The sequence below is a fragment of the Cupriavidus sp. YR651 genome (assembly GCF_900101625.1).
GTDB lineage: Bacteria > Pseudomonadota > Gammaproteobacteria > Burkholderiales > Burkholderiaceae > Cupriavidus.
In genome coordinates this window covers 1-16,999 of the sequence record NZ_FMYZ01000002.1, presented here as the reverse complement: position 1 = coordinate 16,999, position 16,999 = coordinate 1, and the positions used below count along the sequence as shown (strand labels likewise).

Sequence of the window (16,999 nt, the reverse complement as noted above, 5' to 3'; positions counted from 1 at the left end):
CGAAACCACACCGATTCCCGTGTCAGCCGAGTCCTACAACGCGCATCGCTCCACGCCGGGTGCGCCGGCCCGCCGCGCCCGGTACGATTGACCCCGCAATGACGATGTGATTCCATGGCCGCACGCCAGAAACCGGTACTCCTCATGGCCAAGCATTCCCTCCTGCTCCGGAACACCCTGCTGCTTGCAGGCGGCATCGTGCTGACGCTGGCGGTGCTGATCGCCTCCGAGACGGGCAACCTGCGCCTGCGCGCCGGCTACACCGAGGCCATCCGCTCCCAGCAACTGCAAAGCGATCTCGGAGCGCTGGTCGGCGAACTCGTCAATGCGGAAGCTGGCCAGCGCGGCTTCCTCCTGACCGGCAAGGACAGCTACCTGGATCCGTACTACAAGGCGCTCCCCCACATCAACGAGCTGATGGCACGGATCCGCCAGCACTACGCCAACGATCCCGAGGGCCTGCGGCAGTTTGGCGAGGCGTCGCAGTTCGTCACGCGCAAGCTCAACGAGATGGCGCTGACGCTGGTCTACGGTAAACGCGACGTCGAAGTGGCGATGGACCTGATTCGCACGGACTTCGGCCGGCAAACCATGGAAAGCGCCCGGCGCGGGCTGGAGCAACTGCAGGCGCGCGAATCCGGCACGGTGACCCACAACCTGGAAGCCGCCGAGCACGATCTCCAGCTTTCGCGCTACGGCATCGGGCTGCTGACAGCCATCAACATCCTGCTGCTGGTCACGGTGGGGCTGGGACATGCGCGCCGGATGTCGATGGCCGAGGCCGCCCGCACCCAGCTGGAAGAGGAAAGCGCCCGGCTGGACCGCAAGGTGCGCTCCCGCACCCGCCAGCTGTCCGCGCTGGCCGCGCACTTGCAACGCGTGACCGAAGACGAGAAGACCCGGCTGGCGCGCGAGTTGCACGATGAACTGGGCGCCATCCTGACCGCCATCAAGCTCGACCTGCACTGGGTGCGCATGCGCGTGCAGGAGAATCATCCGGAGGCGCGCGACAAGTTGACCCGCGTGATGCTGCACGTCGACCAGGGCATCCAGATCAAGCGCCGGCTGATCGAGGACCTGCGCCCGACCGTGCTGCTGAACCTGGGCCTGCGCGAGGCCATTCTCCAGCTGGTAGAGGACGTGGGCACGCGCAACCAGTGGGAAATGAAAGTGAACGTCCCGGAGACGCTGCCGCAATTGCGCGACAGCGCCGCCATCGCGCTATACCGCATCGTGCAGGAATCGCTGACCAATGCCAGCAAGTACGCGGAGGCCGTGCATGTCTCGGTCAGCCTGGCACACACCGGCCACCACCTGACGCTGACCATCCGCGACGACGGCAAGGGGTTGCCTCCCGATTTCGAAGCCGGCAGCATCGCCGGCCATCACGGCCTGCTGGGCATGGAGCAACGCGTGCTGGCGCTGGGCGGCACCATGCACATCGACTCGGCACCCGGCGAGGGCGTGGAGGTGCGGATCGAAGTGCCGCTCACGACCAGCGTGCTGGCACCGCCGGAAGACACCGAGGTGTGATGAAGGCGAAGGGGGTGGCGTCGCTATGACGCCGAGGTGGCGTAGTCCTCGATGACCCGGAACACTTGTTCCAGCTCGAGCGACTTGTCGAAGAAGTAGTCCGCGCCCGCCTCCGCGCATTGGCGGCGGTACATCGATACCTGGGCGTGGTTCGTGTACACGATGCGGATTCCGGACAGCCCGGCGCGCTGCATCTCCCGCAGCACGTTGATGCCATTACCCTGGCGCAGTTGCAGGTCGACGATCACCACGTGGTAATGGCCATCCGTGGCCAGCCGCAGCGCCATGCTTTCCGTATCAGCCCAGTCCACCGTTTCCACGAACGGGAACGCCGTCAGGTACTCCAGGAGCATACCCCGCAATACTGCGGAGTCCTCGATCAGGAGGACGCGCAGCGATCGGTTCGGGGAGGCCGTGGCTTGCTCCGGCATGGTGTGAGGGGGCGGACTGACGAATGGGTTTTGCGAGGGAGTCAGACCATTCCTATTCGACCAGGCCATTCTTGATAGCGTAGTAGGTCAGGTCGGCGTTGGTCTTCATGCCCATTTTCTCCAGGATCCTCGAGCGATAGGTGCTCACGGTCTTCACGCTCAGGAAAAGCTCGTCCGCGATCACCGATACCGACTGGCCGCGCGACAGCTTGCAGAAGATCTGGAACTCGCGTTCGGAAAGCGTCTGGTGCACCGGTTGCTCGGTCGGCTTGTCCAGACCGCCGATCAGCAGGTCCGCCACCGTGGGGCTGACGTAGCGACGGCCCTGGGCCACGGTGCGGATCGCCTTGACGAGGTCCTCCGGCGCGGACTCCTTGGTCAGATAGCCGGACGCGCCTGCACGGATCAGGTTGATCGCGTACTGGTCTTCCGGATAGGTCGAGAGGATCAGCACCGGCAGATTGGGCAAGCGCTGCCGGATGAGCTTGAGCACATCGATGCCATTGCGGTCCGGCATGGAAATATCGAGCACGAGGACATCGAACTCGCTGTCGCGCAACTGCGCCATCACTTCGTCGCCACTGGCGGCTTCGCCCGTCACCTTGATGTCGGGTTCCTCTGAAATGAACTGGCGCAGACCGGCGCGAACGATCTCATGATCGTCGGCGATCAAGACGCGGATCATCGGTGTCTCCACGGTGAGGGTGCGGCCCGCATGTCGCTGCACGGTCCGGGCCGGTTTCCTGCATTGTAGTGCCGCCCTCGCGCCAAATATGTCGGTGTCGCGCTGACATGACGCGCCACGGCGACAGTCGGATGCGGCTTGCAGGCGGCCATCGGCGCGGAGCGGGACGCTGCGCATTGCTGCATTGCGCCACGTCGGCGGCGGCATGAAAAAACGGGCGCCGAAGCGCCCGTTTCCCGGTTTGTCGAGGCGGCCTGGAGGGGGCCGTCGATCGGAACGATGGAATCGTTACTGGATCTTGGCACCGGCATCCGCGCCGCCGCTGGCGCCGAGCGGCGTCACGCCGTCCTTGGCATCGCCCTTCTTCGACTTGGCCTTGGCATGGCTGCTGTGCTTGCTCTTCGCCTTGCTGTCGGCCTGGGCGCCGGCATCGGCCTTGGCGTCCGCGGCGGACGGCGTGGCGGCGGCACCCTGGGTGCTCAGCCCGCCCGACGTGTTGACCCCTGCGTTGACACCGGACTGCGCACCCGGCGCGGTCACGGCGGCGCCCACGCCGGCTTGCGTGCCGGCGGTCGCGCCAGTTCCTTGCGCCATCGCAAGCGAGGAAGCGGCGGCGATCGACAGGGCGGACAGGGAGATCAGCAGTTTGTTCATGGAAGAGACTCCTTTTCTGGAATGCTCCGCGGCGAAACATTCGCCGCGGCATTCACGCGGTGTCACGTGAACTGAGGCTCAGTCTATGGAGTCCCTGCTACCCGGTCTGTGAGCACTTGTAATGCCCTGTAAGCAGTAGTGAGTGCGCCGTGCACCTGTCATCGGGGTGCGATGTGGCTCATCGCTGCCCGCGTGGCCGCGCGAATTCCCTTACGCATCAACGGCCGTGGCACCCGCCGCAGCGGCCGGACCACTGCCCGCAAGCAGCGCGCCGGCCATTGCACATCGTTACAGGTTCGGTGCGAGCGCCCGCTCCATCGTCGCGCGATCTTCGCCGCGACGGGCCACCATGTCTTCCAGCTGGTCCTGGCCGATCTTGCCCACGCTGAAGTACGTGGCATCGGGATGCGACAGGTAGAAGCCGCTGACCGAAGCGGCCGGCGTCATCGCCAGTCCGTCGGTGATGCCCATGCCGATCTCGGTGGCATCGAGATACTCGAACATCGGCGCCTTGACCGTATGCTCGGGGCAAGCCGGATAACCGGGCGCCGGGCGGACGCCACGGTAGTCCTCGGCGATCAGCTCGTCGTTGCTCAGGGACTCGCCGGCGGCGTAGCCCCACAGGTCCGTCCGCACGCGCGCGTGCAGGCATTCGGCGAACGCTTCCGCCAGACGGTCGGCCAGCGACTTGAGCATGATCGCGCTGTAGTCATCGTGATCCGCTTCGAACTGCGCCTCCTTCTTGTCCACGCCGATGCCGGCCGTCACCGCGAACAGGCCGATGTAGTCGGCCACGCCACTCGACTTCGGCGCGATGAAGTCGGCCAGGCAGCGGTTGGGACGACGCACGCCATCGACCACGGGGCGCTCGCTCTGCTGGCGCAGGTTGTGCCACGTCAGCGCGACTTGGCTGCGCGATTCGTCGGTGTAGATCTCGATGTCGTCGTCGTTGACGGTGTTGGCCGGCAGCAGTGCCATCACCCCGTTGGCGGACAGCCAGCGGCCCTGGATCAGGCGGGCCAGCATGCTCTTGCCATCCGAGAAGACCCGGCGGGCGGACTCGCCGACGATCTCATCATTGAGGATGTCCGGGAATTTGCCGGCCAGATCCCACGTCTGGAAGAACGGGCCCCAGTCGATGTAGTTGGCCAGCTCGGAAAGATCGTAGTTGCGGAACACGCGCCGGCCGATGAACTTGGGCTTCGGCGGCACGTACGTGCTCCAGTCGAACGGCGTCTTGTTGGCGCGGGCCTGCGCCAGCGTCACCATCGGCGTGGCCTTCTTGCTGGCGTGCTGCGTGCGGATGCGGTCGTAGTCCGTCTTGAGCTCGTCCAGGTAGCGGGCCGCGCCTTCGTCGGACAGCAGGCTCGATGCCACGCTGACCGATCGCGAAGCGTCCGGCACGTACACCACCGGGCCTTCATAGTTCGGGGCGATCTTCACGGCCGTGTGCACGCGCGACGTGGTCGCGCCGCCGATCAGCAGCGGAATCTTCTTGATGCGGAAGTAGTCGTCACGCTGCATCTCGGATGCCACGTAGGCCATTTCCTCGAGCGACGGCGTGATCAGCCCGGACAGGCCGACGATGTCCGCGCCCTCGACCTTGGCGCGCGCCAGGATCTCGTTGCACGGGACCATCACGCCCATGTTGACCACTTCGAAGTTGTTGCACTGGAGCACCACCGACACGATGTTCTTGCCGATGTCGTGCACATCGCCCTTTACCGTGGCGATCACGATCTTGCCGCGCGCCCTGACGTCGCCGCCGGCTTCGGCCAGCAGGCGCTTCTCTTCCTCGATGAACGGCAGCAGGTGCGCCACGGCCTGCTTCATCACCCGCGCGCTCTTCACCACCTGCGGCAGGAACATCTTGCCCGCGCCGAACAGGTCGCCCACGACATTCATGCCATCCATCAGCGGGCCTTCGATCACTTCGATCGGACGGCCGCCGCGCGCGGCGATCTCCTGGCGCGCTTCCTCGGTGTCCTCGACGATGAACGTGGTGATGCCATGCACCAGCGCGTGCGCGAGCCGCGCCCCGACCGTCACGGGCTGCTCGGGTGTGCCGCGCCAGGCCAGGTTTTCTTCCTTCTTCGCGGCGCCGCCCTTGAAGCGGTCGGCAATCTCCAGCAGGCGGTCCGTGGCGTCGTCGCGGCGGTTCAGCACCACGTCTTCCACCCGCTCGCGCAGCTCGGGGTCGAGCTGGTCGTACACGCCGAGCTGGCCGGCATTGACGATGCCCATGTCCATGCCGGCTTCGATGGCGTGGTACAGGAACACGGTGTGGATGGCCTCGCGCACCATGTCGTTGCCGCGGAACGAGAACGACACGTTGGAGACGCCGCCGCTCACCTTGGCGTATGGCAGGTTCTCCTTGATCCAGCGCGTGGCGTTGATGAAGTCCACCGCGTAGTTGTTGTGCTCCTCGATCCCGGTGGCCACCGCGAAGATGTTCGGGTCGAAGATGATGTCCTCGGGCGGGAAGCCGACCTCGTTCACCAGGAAGTCGTAGCTGCGCTTGCAGATCTCGGTCTTGCGCGCGAAGGTATCGGCCTGGCCCTTCTCGTCGAAAGCCATCACCACGCTCGCGGCGCCATAGCGGCGGATCAGTTCGGCGTGATGGCGGAATTGCTCCTCGCCCTCCTTGAGCGAGATCGAGTTCACCACGGGCTTGCCTTGCACGCACTGCAGGCCGGCCTCGATGACTTCCCACTTGGACGAGTCGATCATGATCGGCACGCGCGCGATGTCCGGCTCGGACGCGATCAGGTTCAGGAAGCGAACCATCGCGGCCTTGGAGTCCAGCATCGCCTCGTCCATGTTGATGTCGATGATCTGGGCGCCGTTCTCCACCTGCTGGCGGGCCACCGCCAGCGCCTCGTCGAACTGGCTGTTCAGGATCATGCGCGCGAAGGCCTTGGAGCCGGTGACGTTGGTCCGCTCGCCCACGTTGACGAACAGCGTGTCGTCATCGATGGTGAAGGGTTCCAGGCCGGACAGGCGCATCGGACGCGGGGGGAGGTTTTGCTGGCTCATGGGAATTCTTGTCTTGGGGGCTGGGGGCGCTCGATGGATCAGGCGGCGTGGCGCTGGGCGTCGTCTTCGCGGTACTGGCCGGGCCAGGCGCGCGGTGCCTTGTCGGCGACCCGCTTCGCGATGGCGGCGATGTGCTCCGGCGTAGTGCCGCAGCAGCCGCCCACCAGGTTCACCAGGCCGGACGCAGCGAATTCCTCGACGAGCGAGGACGTCACCTCCGGTGTTTCATCGAAGCCCGTGTCGCTCATCGGGTTGGGCAGGCCGGCATTCGGGTAGCACGACACGGCGGCGTCGCATACCTTGGCCAGTTCGGCGATGTACGGACGCATCAGCGTGGCACCGAGCGCGCAGTTCAGGCCGAACGTGATCGGCCTGGCGTGACGCAGGCTGTTCCAGAACGCTTCCACGGTTTGCCCGGAGAGGATGCGGCCCGACGCGTCGGTCACGGTGCCGGAGATCATCACGGGCAGGCGCTCGCCGGTATCCTCGAACAACTGGTCGATCGCGAACAACGCGGCCTTGGCATTGAGCGTGTCGAAGATCGTCTCGACCAGGAACACGTCGGCGCCCCCGTCGAGCAGTCCCTTGCCTTGCTCGTAGTACGAGGCGCGCAGCTCCTCGAACGAGACATTGCGTGCGCCGGGATCGTTGACGTCCGGGCTGATGCTGGCGGTCTTGGGCGTGGGGCCGAACGCGCCGGCCACGAAGCGCGGCTTCTCGGGCGTGCTGTACTTGTCGCAGGCGGCGCGCGCCAGGCGGGCAGCCTCGACGTTCATCTCGTACGCCAGCCCGGCCAGCTTGTAGTCTTCCTGCGCGACGCCCGTCGCCCCGAACGTGTTGGTTTCGATCAGGTCGGCGCCGGCGGCCAGGTATTGCTCGTGGATCTCGCTGATGACTTGCGGACGCGTGAGCAGCAGCAGCTCGTTGTTGCCCTTCACGTCGATGATGTGGTCGGCGAAACGCGTACCGCGATAGTCCGCCTCGGTCAGCTTGTAGCGCTGGATCATGGTCCCCATGGCGCCATCCAGGATCAGGATGCGGTCGCGCAGCAGCCGGGGCAGGTTGGCGGCCCGGGTATAGGGGCGTGCGGGGGTGGAGTTGGCGGCGCTCATGATGGGGCTCAGGCGAAAGACTGCGGATTTTAGGTAAGAGCGGGATTTTATCAGGTAGATCAAGGCATTGCGGCCGATAAGGGCATGCGTTGGGGCCCTTTTTCGCGGTTGCCAGCGGCCGGCCCGCAAGCCTACACTGGGAGACGCATTCGCCACCATTCCTCCGCCCCGCTCACCGGTACATGATCCACCCGATGCAACATCTGATCCCCGCCGACGCCCTTGCCCTGCTCGACAATGCCCCGGACGCGCTATTCATCGATTGCCGTAGCGAGATGGAATACCTGTTCGTCGGCCACCCCAAGGGTGCGCACAACGTGCCCTGGAATGACGGCCCGGACTGGGAGGTCAATCCGCACTTTGTGCAGGCGGTGAAGAAGCTGGCCGGGCATGCATCGGCGCGCCCGGTGCTGCTGATCTGTCGCAGCGGCAACCGCTCGTCGGCAGCCGCGCGGGCGCTGGAGGGCGCCGGCTTCACCACGGTCTACTACGTGATGCACGGGTTCGAGGGCGATCTCGACCCACAGCGGCATCGCAATACGCTCAACGGCTGGCGCCATGACGGGCTGCCGTGGGAGCAGTACTGATCGCATCGGAAGAAGGCCGGGAGCGCAGCGCCGAATGTGGCCGCCAGAAGCAAAAATGCCCGCGACCTGCGGGCATTTGATCTATGAGGCGCGATGTGCGCCGCCTGGAGGTTGCTTCAAAATGAAGCGAAGCGGTCCTGGCTAGGCGCGCGGCCGCAGACAGTACAAGTGGTACGGCAAGGCCGCGCAACGACGCCAGGATCTTTTTGAAGCGACCTCCTAGTGCATGACTAGCGGGTTGTTCATCACGATATCGAACTTGCCGAGAAATTCATCCACCTCCTCCACGGATGGCTCGCTCTCAATCAGACGCGTCACGTCGGCGCGGAAGGTCTCGGCCAATTGGCCACCGAGGAAAATTTCGCGTTTCAGGTTCTTGTCGACGATTTCGTAGCCGCCCGAGGCAAGGGGCGCATGCTCGACATCTGCTCCAAACTCGACAATGCAGTAATTGTCGCTGTTGTAGATCATTTGCATCGCACTACCTCCTGGCGTTTAGTTGGCGACAGTCCCGCGCAATTGCGGCGCGCTTCCGGCCCAAGGCCTCGGGGACTGACGCGATTTCACCTCCAAGCTGAGGGTAGTCGCCCGTAATTCAAGTTCTTACTGCCGGACGAACCTTCGTAGCATTGCCCTCCTTTATTGGGCATCGGCGCGTTCCGCAAGTTTCTTGAGCGCCGTGCATTACTGTGTTGCGATCTTCTCAACGGCGTTACGGAATATCACACTGCCCGCCGCACGCGGCATTGCCCAGGAACGCATCGAAGACCGCATGAAAGCGTTCCGGTTGCTCGATAAACGCCAGGTGGGCCGCGTCGGGCAACACCTCCAGCCTGGCACCGTGAATCTTTTCCGCGATGGACCGGGCCATCGCGACGGGCGCGCCTTCGTCATTCGCCCCCGCCACCACCAGCGTCGGACAGTGGATGCGGCCAATCGCCTCCGCCAGGTCAAAGGCCACGATCGCCTGCGCCACGCCGACGTAGCCATGCACCGGTGTGGTCAGCAGCATCTTGCGAATGCCCTCGACCACGCCGGGATGCGCGCGACGAAACGGAGCGGTCAGCCATCGTTCGAGCGTCGCGTCGGTCATCCCCGCCATGCCATGCGCCTCCGCCTGGCCGATCCGGTTGGCCCACATCGGATGGGCCTCCATCGGCGTGTGGTGGATGGTGTCCACCAGCGTCAGCGACAACAACCGCTCCGCATGCCGCACCCCCAGCGTCTGTCCGATCATTCCGCCAACCGACACGCCACAGAAGTGCGCCTGCCCGATCTCCTGCGCGTCCATCAGCGCCGCTACGTCGTCAGCCAGGCGCGGCATCGTATAGGGCCCGACCGGCGCATCACTGCCGCCATGACCGCGCAGGTCGTAACGCATCACACGATAGCGGCCCGCAAGATGGCGCGCGGTGTCGTCCCACAGGCTCAGGTTCGCGCCCAGCGCATGCGCCAGGATCACCCACGGGCCGTCATTGCCGTCGATCCGCACTTGCAGATTGACGTCGCCGGCACGCACGCGGCGGGTCTGCGAAGCAATCGACGGCGCCGTTGTGACAGACATGTGGCAGTCTCCTGACACGGCGTCGACGATCAACGCCCTTCACTACTACGATAGACGAGATCGATCTGCGTGCCATCAGGCTCCGTCTGACGCAAGCGCGCCGGCATCCACCCGAGCGACTGCGCCAGCCAGATTTCCACGCGCCGTTTGTCACCCGGGTGGCGTGGCAGCCGCACGAAGTGCTTTGCGCGCACCATGCCGCTGCCGGTGTCGATGGTGTCCTCGCCCACGTACTGAACCTGCATGGCCTCGACATCTCGCGTATCGGCCACGTTGAAGGTCTCGGTCACGCCCGGCGTGGCGTAGCGTTGCGGGTCGGCCCGCACCCAGCCCACCAGTTGCAGGAAAACGCTGAAGCGGTCCTGGAAGTTCGCCGGCATCGGCACCTGGTTGCCACGCGTCTCGAACGCGACAACGCCAGCCGCCGGATCAAACCGCGCAACCTCCACCTTGCTGCGGCGGGCTTCCTCGTAGCGCCCTGGCACGAGTCCGCGCTCGCCCATCTCGCCACTGCTCTGGAATACGAAACGGAACCACAGCACCCGCGTTTCCACAGCCAGGTGATAGCGCTTGCCGTCCTGTTCCCAGCGGATCAGGCCATCGGGGTTTTGCACGCCGTTGACGTAGCTGGCGTAGTGCATCGTGGCGGAAGGCGGCGCCGTGTACTGCGGCGCGGGGGGGCCCGGTTCGGCGGCCGGTGCGCCGGCGGACGCGCCCGGCGCTGCAGCGGCGCCTTCGCCCCCCGGGCCCGTTGTGGCGGTGGTGGCGCCTCCGGACGAAGTCGCCAGGTCGGGCGCCGATGCCTGCGACGTCGGCTCATCGGGCGTGGGGGTGCCCGGCTGGGTCTGCGGCGTGGCACGCGGCCGCGGCTGGCGCGGCGGCGCGGGGGGCGTGGGCGGTGCCGGCGGCGGGAGCAGGATCGCGTCTATCGTCGGCGGCAGCCTGGTATCCGGCAATCCGGGCCACATCGGCATGTGCACCAGTCCCAGCAGCGCCAGCGCGTGCAAGATGACGACAATGGCGGCGACGGCAAGCCAGCGCCGCCGCCGCTGCTTCTTGATATCAGGGGTGACCGTCTTGTCCGGCCGGCTGGCTGCCGCCAAGGTAACCAAGCTCCGAAGAAATCTGTCGGGCGATGTCCCGCACGCGGCGGTTCACCAAACCATCCCATTCTGCATCGAATACGCTTTGTGCACCGAGCACAATGAGCGCCATCGACAAATGACCGTTGGCGTCGAACACCGGCGTGGAGATCGCATTGATGCCGGGCAGCACGCCACCGCGCGTGCGTGCCGCGCCCTGGGCGCGCACGTCGGCGCAGATCGCGTCGTATTCCGCCAGCGACGCGGGCATGTCCGGCAGCGGCACGTCTCCGCGCGTGGCCAGTTCGCGCTCGATCAGCGGCAGCGTCTGCCGGCGCGACAGGTACGCGCCATACAGGCGCCCAGTCGCCGAATTCAGCATCGGCATGACATCGCCGAGGCGCAGGCTCACGCTGACCGGATGGCTCGACTCCTCCCAATGGACGATGGTGGGCCCGTGATTGCCCCACACGGCAATGCCGGCGGTCTGGTCGATCTCGTCGCGCAGTTGCGACAGAATGGGGCGCGCGCGGCGCACGGGATCCAGCCGGTTCAGCCCGGCCAGCCCGAGCTGCAGCGCGAACGGGCCGAGGTCATAGCGGCCGCTCACCGCGTCCTGCGTGACGGCGCCCAGCCGCTGGAAGCTCACCAGGTAGCGGTGCGCCTTGGCCGGGTTCATGTCCGCGGCGGCGGCCAGGTCGCGCAGCATCATCGCGCGCGGCGACGCGGCCAGTGCCTGCAGCAGCCGGAATCCGACCTCGATGGACTGGATGCCCGAGCGCTTCGCGTCGTCGTCCCTGGAATCGTCGTCTTCGGCTGCGGTCATGCGGGCGTGAAAAGGTGGAAGTGAAGGGGGAGGTATTGCCGGCCATTCTATACGGGCGCCGGTTGCCGCGATGGCAGGTCCGGTAGACTACCGCCCCATCGCATATCGCCACTGCCCGATACCCGCATGAAACTCGCAACCCTGAAGGACGGCTCGCGCGACGGCCAGCTCGTCGTCGTGTCCCGCGATCTGAAGACCGCGCACTTTGCCACCGATATCGCCGGCAAGCTGCAGACCGCGCTGGATGACTGGAACTTCTACGCCCCGCAGCTGCAGGACCTCTTTGACGCGCTGAACGCCGGCCGCGCCCGCCATCCGTTCCCGTTCCAGGCGAAGGACTGCATGGCGCCGCTGCCACGCGCGTACCAGTGGGCCGACGGCTCCGCCTACGTGAATCACGTGGAACTGGTGCGCAAGGCTCGCGGCGCCGAGATGCCGCCCGAATTCTGGACCGATCCCCTGATGTACCAGGGTGGCTCCGACGACTTCATCGGCCCGCAGGACGACATTGTCTGCGCCAACGAGGCCTTCGGCATCGACTTCGAGGCCGAGGTGGCCGTCATTACCGGCGACGTGCGCATGGGCGCCACGCCCGCGCAGGCCGCCGATAGCATCCGCCTGGTGATGCTGGCCAACGATGTCTCGCTGCGCAACCTGATCCCGGCCGAGCTGGGCAAGGGCTTCGGCTTCTTCCAGAGCAAGCCGGCCACGGCGTTCTCTCCCGTGGCGGTCACGCCCGACGAGCTTGGCGACGCCTGGCGCGAGCGCAAGGTCCACCGCCCGCTGACCGTGCACTGGAACAGCAAAAAGGTCGGCGCGCCCGACTGCGGCACGGACATGGTGTTCGACTTCGGCCAGCTGATCGCCCACATCTGCAAGACGCGCAACGTGCGCGCGGGGAGCATCGTCGGCTCGGGCACGATTTCCAACGTCGATCGCAGCAAGGGCTACTGCTGCATCGCCGAGAAGCGCATGCTGGAGACGATCGACGGCGGCAAGCCGGTCACCGAGTTCATGAAGTACGGCGATGCCGTGCGGATCGAGATGCTCGACGCCCAGGGTCAATCCATTTTTGGCGCGATCGACCAGGTGGTGGCGGCGCGCTGACCGTCGGCAAACACCGGGACCTTGCCGGGGCGCACCGGGGGAAACCCGCCTGTCCGCCGGCCCGGGGATTGCGCCTATAATTGCCCGACCGCGCGGTCGGGAAATAGACGCATCCCCGATCTTCAGGCCCGCACCGGGCGGCTCGCATCCTGTCGTACCCAGGCGTCCGCGGACGCCGCAACGGAAAGCCGCCATGACCACCCCCAGCCAGCCGGACACCGCCGCCAACTCCGGCGCCGACGCCAACGCACTCTCCCCCCGCCTCGCCCGCTATCGTGCGCTGACCCTGCGCCGGCACGGACCCGTGCTTGAAGTCGTCATGGGCGCCGCACAGTCCGCCAACCAGAAACTGGCCACCGCCGATGCCAGCATGCATCGCGAGCTGGCCGAGATCTGGCGCGACATTTCCGCCGATCCGGACGTCCGCGTCGCCATCATCCGCGGCGAAGGCAAGGGATTTTCCGCCGGCGGCGACCTGGCGCTGGTCGAGGACATGGCCAACGACTTCGCCACCCGTACCCGGGTCTGGCATGAGGCGCGCGACCTGGTCTACAACGTCATCAACTGCGACAAACCCATCGTCTCCGCCATGCACGGGCCAGCGGTCGGCGCTGGCCTGGTGGCCGGCCTGCTGGCCGACATCTCGATCGCATCGAAGACGGCGCGCATCGTCGACGGCCACACGCGGCTGGGCGTGGCGGCGGGCGATCATGCCGCCATCGTGTGGCCGCTGCTGTGCGGAATGGCCAAGGCCAAGTACTATCTGATGCTGTGCGAGTCGGTCAGCGGCGAGGAAGCCGAGCGGATCGGCCTGGTGTCGCTGGCGGTGGAGGAAGACGAGTTGGTGGCCAAGGCCTTCGAGGTGGCCAACCGGCTTGCGGCGGGATCTCAGACCGCCATCCGCTGGACCAAGTACGCGCTCAACAACTGGCTGCGCATGGCCGGTCCCGCGTTCGATACCTCGCTGGCGCTCGAATTCATGGGCTTTGCCGGCCCCGACGTGCACGAAGGCATGGCGAGCCTGCGCCAGAAGCGGCCGCCCGAATTCCAGTAACCGGCCGGCCGGACTTGCAGTCACGGGCCGCCAAGTCAGACGGAGTTGCGCGACCATGTTCGGACAGATCCCCGATTTCACCAACGGCTTCGAGTTCCTGCGCAAGCTCTGGGCCTCCGGCAGCGGCATGCCTAGCGGCCTGATGCCGGGCCTGGGCGCGATGACGCCCCCCATGGACCTCGACGAGGTCGACAAGCGCATTCATGACCTCAAGGCAGTGGAAGGCTGGCTGCAACTGAACGCCAGCCTGCTGCGCACGACCATCCAGGGCCTCGAAGTCCAGCGTGCCACGCTGGTGGCGCTGCAGACGTTCGGCAACGCCCTGTCGCCCGAGGCCATGCAGAGCGCGATGGAAAACGTGGCACGCGCGGCGAACGCGCCAAGCGCCACGCCGCCGCATTTCCATCAGCCGGCCCCGACCGGGCCCCAGGCCGAAACCATCTCCGAGGAAGAGGCCGATGCGGCCAACGCCGAGGAGGATGAGGACGATTTCGACGCGCCGCCGGATACGGGCGCCGCCGAGGCGAGTTCATCCGCGAGTGCGTCCGGCGACGAAGCGTCCCCGGAATCGTCGGCCGGCGCCGCCCAGTTGCCACCCAACGCGTCACTGTGGTGGGATCTGCTCCAACAGCAGTTCACCCAGATCGCCGCCGGAGCCACCGCAGCCGCGGCGAGTGGCGCACCGTTCGGCAACCTCGCGGGATTCGGCGCGACGCCGCCGGGTGCCGAGGGCACCGACGCAGGTGCGAAACCCGCCAACGGCGCTACCGCTCCCAAGCCGGCCGCCAAGCGTCCGGCCGCAAAGAAGGCGGCGACGAAGAAGGCGGCCACAAAGAAGCCCGCAGCAAAGAACAGCGAAGCCAGCAAGGTCGCTGCAAAGAAGGTCGTAACAAAGAAGGCCACGGCAAAGACAGCCACCGCAAAGAAGGCGCCCGTGAAGAAGACTCCGGCGAAGGCGCCTTCGCCAAATCCGGCCACAACCACTAGGCCGGACACCCCTGAGGACACGTCCGAGTGAGTACTGGCCAGGCCAACCCGGCCGCCCGTGCGCTGCAGCGTCAGAGCACGGCGCTGGTCATGATGGGCGGCGGCGCACGCGCGGCCTACCAGGCGGGCGTGCTGGCCGGCATCGCGCGCATTGCCGCTCGCCACGGGCTGGGACACTGCCCACTGCCGTTCGGCATCGTGGCGGGAACCTCGGCCGGGGCGATCAACGGCGCCGGCCTGGCGGTGGGCGCCGCCGACTTCCAGGCCGCCGCCGACAGCCTTGCCGCCCTCTGGCATGGCATCCACGCCGACGATGTCTACCGGACCGATGTGCTGCGCGTAGGCCTGTCCGGCGCGCGCTGGCTGTCGTCGCTGGCCTTCGGCTGGGTCACTCGTACATCCCCGCGTGCGCTCTTCGACAATGCGCCGCTGGGCAGCTTTCTCACCGAACTGTTCGAACCGGAGCGCGTGCAGGCCAGCCTCGACGCCGGCGTGCTGCAGGCGTTCGCCGTCACCGCGCTGTCATACAGCACGGGCCGGCACGTCACGTTCTACCAGTCGCACCGCCGCATCCATCCCTGGCAGCGCAGCCAGCGGCTGGCAGTGGAAGCGCAGATCGGCGTGGACCACCTGCTGGCGTCGTCGTCGATCCCGTTCCTGTTCCCGTCGATGCCGCTGGAGATCGAAGGCCATCATGAATGGTTCGGCGATGGCACGATGCGGCAAATGTCGCCGCTTTCGCCCGCCATCCACCTCGGCGCGTCGCGCATCCTGGCGATTGGGGCGGCATCGCGCCAGCGGCCCGGCTGGTTCGACACCGTGCCGTCCGGCGGCTACCCATCGCTGGCGCAGGTGGGCGGGCAGGCGCTGGCGAGCATTTTCCTGGACGGCCTGCAGGCCGACATCGAACGGCTGATGCACATCAACCGCCTGCTGGCGCGCATGCCCGAGATTGCCGGCGATGCCGAAGGCTGGCGGCCGGTGGAGGTGATGACCATCGCCCCGAGCGAGCCGATCGAAGCCATTGCCGCCTGGCACCTGCACCGGTTGCCGCGAACCGTGCGGGCATTCCTGGCGCCGCTGGGCGGCACCGAGGCGCGCGGCGCCGCGTTTGCCAGCTACCTGCTGTTCGAGCCCGCCTTCACGCAAGCCCTGCTGGCGCTGGGCGAACGTGACGCCGAAGCCCAGGCCGACGAAATCGCCGCATTCCTGTACGGCGTGGTGCCCGAGACCACGTCTCCGGCGCGAGCGGGCACACCGGACGTCGTCGCGACGTAGAGTGGATGTAGTGGGGACGTAGTGACGACGTTGGCGAAGCCAGCCCGGAGCCGGGTGGCGCCTCACGCACGTCGGCCGTGCCGACACCGTCCTTGCGCCACTTTCGGGGCCGGGGCCGGCAATTCTGTCAAGAAGACTTCTCGAAAACCGGGCTAGCCGGTTGCATTCCCGCGCATCCGCGCTAAAAAGGGATTAGAGAAAAGATTCGAGAATAATTCCCATCTGGTAGAATCCGCCCGTAATTTCAAAGGCTTACCATGCTCTACCCCGAACTGTTCAAATCGTTGGAATCGGTCCGCTGGCACATGGACAAGGACATCCCATGGGATTCCTTCGACGCCAGTCTGCTGACCGATGACCAGGCGAAAACCATCCGCATGAATGCCATCACCGAATGGTCCGCCCTGCCGGCCACGGAGATGTTCCTGCGCGACAACCGCCACGATTCCGACTTTTCGGCGTTCATGAGCATCTGGTTCTTCGAGGAACAGAAGCACTCGCTGGTGCTGATGGAGTACCTGCGCCGCTTCCGCCCCGACCTGGTGCCGACCGAGGAGGAGCTGCACGCCGTGCGCTTCGAGTTCGACCCGGCCCCGCCGCTGGAAACGCTGATGCTGCATTTCTGCGGCGAGATCCGCCTGAACCACTGGTATCGCCGCGCCGCCGAATGGCACTCGGAACCGGTGATCAAGCACATCTACCGCACGCTGTCCCAGGACGAAGCCCGCCACGGCGGCGCGTACCTGCGCTACATGAAGAAGTACCTGGCCCAGTTTGGCGACTCGGCACGCGCGGCGTTTGCCAAAATCGGCGTGCTGATGGCATCGGCCCGCCGCACGGAAAAGCCGCTGCACCCGACCAACCTGCACGTGAACAAGGCGTTGTTCCCCCGCGACACGGTGCAGTCGCGCCTGCCGGACCCGGACTGGCTCGAGCACTGGCTCGACGAGCAGATCCGCTTTGACGAAGGCTGGGAAAAGAAGGTGATCGAACGGATCCTGCACAACATGTCGCTGCTGTTCGAGCGCACGTTTGATACGGTCCAGGACCTGAACCGCTACCG

The 16,999-nt window shown here is 66.2% G+C and carries 16 protein-coding genes; 7 read left to right on the top strand and 9 right to left on the bottom strand.

What is annotated here, in order from left to right; all coding sequences use genetic code 11:
• The first annotated feature begins 144 nt into the window (after positions 1-144).
• Positions 145-1,533, top strand: a complete 1,389-nt coding sequence (locus tag BLR29_RS06145; protein WP_092136590.1) for a CHASE3 domain-containing protein — start codon at positions 145-147, stop codon at positions 1,531-1,533.
• A 23-nt stretch (positions 1,534-1,556) separates the two neighbouring features.
• Here the strand turns inward: BLR29_RS06145 and BLR29_RS06140 are convergent, their stop codons facing one another.
• From BLR29_RS06140 to BLR29_RS06120, 5 genes are all read right to left on the bottom strand, one after another.
• Entirely contained in the window at positions 1,557-1,964 is a 408-nt protein-coding gene (locus BLR29_RS06140; RefSeq protein ID WP_092135519.1) for a response regulator, read from the bottom strand.
• A 52-nt stretch (positions 1,965-2,016) separates the two neighbouring features.
• Entirely contained in the window at positions 2,017-2,649 is a 633-nt protein-coding gene (locus BLR29_RS06135) for a response regulator (RefSeq protein ID WP_092135517.1), read from the bottom strand.
• Positions 2,650-2,937: 288 nt separating this feature from the next.
• Positions 2,938-3,303, bottom strand: a complete 366-nt coding sequence (locus BLR29_RS06130) for a hypothetical protein (protein ID WP_092135516.1) — start codon at positions 3,301-3,303, stop codon at positions 2,938-2,940.
• Positions 3,304-3,591: 288 nt separating this feature from the next.
• The gene (metH, locus tag BLR29_RS06125; protein WP_092135514.1) at positions 3,592-6,339 is read right to left on the bottom strand and encodes a methionine synthase; all 2,748 of its coding nucleotides are present in this window, start codon (positions 6,337-6,339) and stop codon (positions 3,592-3,594) included.
• A 38-nt stretch (positions 6,340-6,377) separates the two neighbouring features.
• Positions 6,378-7,451 (bottom strand): homocysteine S-methyltransferase family protein, encoded by a 1,074-nt coding sequence (locus tag BLR29_RS06120; RefSeq protein ID WP_092135513.1) that lies wholly within the window; start codon positions 7,449-7,451, stop codon positions 6,378-6,380.
• Between the two features lie 194 nt (positions 7,452-7,645).
• On the opposite strand from BLR29_RS06120, the gene BLR29_RS06115 reads away from it, so the two are divergent.
• Positions 7,646-8,038 carry a rhodanese-like domain-containing protein gene (locus tag BLR29_RS06115; protein ID WP_092135511.1) on the top strand — a complete coding sequence of 131 codons (393 nt, stop codon included), beginning with the start codon at positions 7,646-7,648 and terminating at the stop codon, positions 8,036-8,038.
• A gap of 219 nt (positions 8,039-8,257) precedes the next feature.
• On the opposite strand, the gene BLR29_RS06110 is transcribed toward BLR29_RS06115, so the two are convergent.
• The 4 genes from BLR29_RS06110 to BLR29_RS06095 all read right to left on the bottom strand — a co-directional run bounded on the left by BLR29_RS06110 (position 8,258) and on the right by BLR29_RS06095 (position 11,510).
• Positions 8,258-8,515 (bottom strand): BTH_I0359 family protein, encoded by a 258-nt coding sequence (locus BLR29_RS06110; protein ID WP_092135510.1) that lies wholly within the window; start codon positions 8,513-8,515, stop codon positions 8,258-8,260.
• Positions 8,516-8,750: 235 nt separating this feature from the next.
• Positions 8,751-9,602, bottom strand: a complete 852-nt coding sequence (pcaD, locus tag BLR29_RS06105) for a 3-oxoadipate enol-lactonase (RefSeq protein ID WP_092135508.1) — start codon at positions 9,600-9,602, stop codon at positions 8,751-8,753.
• A 29-nt stretch (positions 9,603-9,631) separates the two neighbouring features.
• Complete coding sequence (locus BLR29_RS06100) at positions 9,632-10,576, bottom strand: DUF3108 domain-containing protein (protein WP_092136588.1); 945 nt, start codon at positions 10,574-10,576, stop codon at positions 9,632-9,634.
• A gap of 88 nt (positions 10,577-10,664) precedes the next feature.
• Positions 10,665-11,510, bottom strand: coding sequence for an IclR family transcriptional regulator (locus BLR29_RS06095; protein ID WP_092135507.1), 846 nt, complete (start codon positions 11,508-11,510; stop codon positions 10,665-10,667).
• A 126-nt stretch (positions 11,511-11,636) separates the two neighbouring features.
• On the opposite strand from BLR29_RS06095, the gene BLR29_RS06090 reads away from it, so the two are divergent.
• The 5 genes from BLR29_RS06090 to BLR29_RS06070 all read left to right on the top strand — a co-directional run.
• Entirely contained in the window at positions 11,637-12,617 is a 981-nt protein-coding gene (locus tag BLR29_RS06090; protein WP_092135505.1) for a fumarylacetoacetate hydrolase family protein, read from the top strand.
• Positions 12,618-12,810: 193 nt separating this feature from the next.
• The gene (locus BLR29_RS06085; protein ID WP_092135504.1) at positions 12,811-13,671 is read left to right on the top strand and encodes an enoyl-CoA hydratase/isomerase family protein; all 861 of its coding nucleotides are present in this window, start codon (positions 12,811-12,813) and stop codon (positions 13,669-13,671) included.
• A 55-nt stretch (positions 13,672-13,726) separates the two neighbouring features.
• Positions 13,727-14,689: a PhaM family polyhydroxyalkanoate granule multifunctional regulatory protein gene (locus BLR29_RS06080; RefSeq protein WP_255371120.1), complete on the top strand. Its 963-nt coding sequence runs from the start codon at positions 13,727-13,729 to the stop codon at positions 14,687-14,689.
• 59 nt (positions 14,690-14,748) lie between these two features.
• Positions 14,749-15,936: a patatin-like phospholipase family protein gene (locus BLR29_RS06075; RefSeq protein ID WP_176860909.1), complete on the top strand. Its 1,188-nt coding sequence runs from the start codon at positions 14,749-14,751 to the stop codon at positions 15,934-15,936.
• Between the two features lie 257 nt (positions 15,937-16,193).
• A partial coding sequence (locus tag BLR29_RS06070; RefSeq protein ID WP_092133568.1) for a ferritin family protein occupies positions 16,194-16,999 on the top strand: 806 nt, incomplete at its 3' end.

Bases quoted from the DNA above. Each gene is read 5' to 3' on its own strand.
- BLR29_RS06145 (WP_092136590.1), top strand. From the start codon at position 145: ATGGCCAAGCATTCCCTCCTGCTCCGGAACACCCTGCTGCTTGCAGGC.
- BLR29_RS06140 (WP_092135519.1), bottom strand. From the start codon at position 1,964: ATGCCGGAGCAAGCCACGGCCTCCCCGAACCGATCGCTGCGCGTCCTC.
- BLR29_RS06135 (WP_092135517.1), bottom strand. From the start codon at position 2,649: ATGATCCGCGTCTTGATCGCCGACGATCATGAGATCGTTCGCGCCGGT.
- BLR29_RS06130 (WP_092135516.1), bottom strand. From the start codon at position 3,303: ATGAACAAACTGCTGATCTCCCTGTCCGCCCTGTCGATCGCCGCCGCT.
- metH (WP_092135514.1), bottom strand. From the start codon at position 6,339: ATGAGCCAGCAAAACCTCCCCCCGCGTCCGATGCGCCTGTCCGGCCTG.
- BLR29_RS06120 (WP_092135513.1), bottom strand. From the start codon at position 7,451: ATGAGCGCCGCCAACTCCACCCCCGCACGCCCCTATACCCGGGCCGCC.
- BLR29_RS06115 (WP_092135511.1), top strand. From the start codon at position 7,646: ATGCAACATCTGATCCCCGCCGACGCCCTTGCCCTGCTCGACAATGCC.
- BLR29_RS06110 (WP_092135510.1), bottom strand. From the start codon at position 8,515: ATGCAAATGATCTACAACAGCGACAATTACTGCATTGTCGAGTTTGGA.
- pcaD (WP_092135508.1), bottom strand. From the start codon at position 9,602: ATGTCTGTCACAACGGCGCCGTCGATTGCTTCGCAGACCCGCCGCGTG.
- BLR29_RS06100 (WP_092136588.1), bottom strand. From the start codon at position 10,576: ATGCCGATGTGGCCCGGATTGCCGGATACCAGGCTGCCGCCGACGATA.
- BLR29_RS06095 (WP_092135507.1), bottom strand. From the start codon at position 11,510: ATGACCGCAGCCGAAGACGACGATTCCAGGGACGACGACGCGAAGCGC.
- BLR29_RS06090 (WP_092135505.1), top strand. From the start codon at position 11,637: ATGAAACTCGCAACCCTGAAGGACGGCTCGCGCGACGGCCAGCTCGTC.
- BLR29_RS06085 (WP_092135504.1), top strand. From the start codon at position 12,811: ATGACCACCCCCAGCCAGCCGGACACCGCCGCCAACTCCGGCGCCGAC.
- BLR29_RS06080 (WP_255371120.1), top strand. From the start codon at position 13,727: ATGTTCGGACAGATCCCCGATTTCACCAACGGCTTCGAGTTCCTGCGC.
- BLR29_RS06075 (WP_176860909.1), top strand. From the start codon at position 14,749: ATGATGGGCGGCGGCGCACGCGCGGCCTACCAGGCGGGCGTGCTGGCC.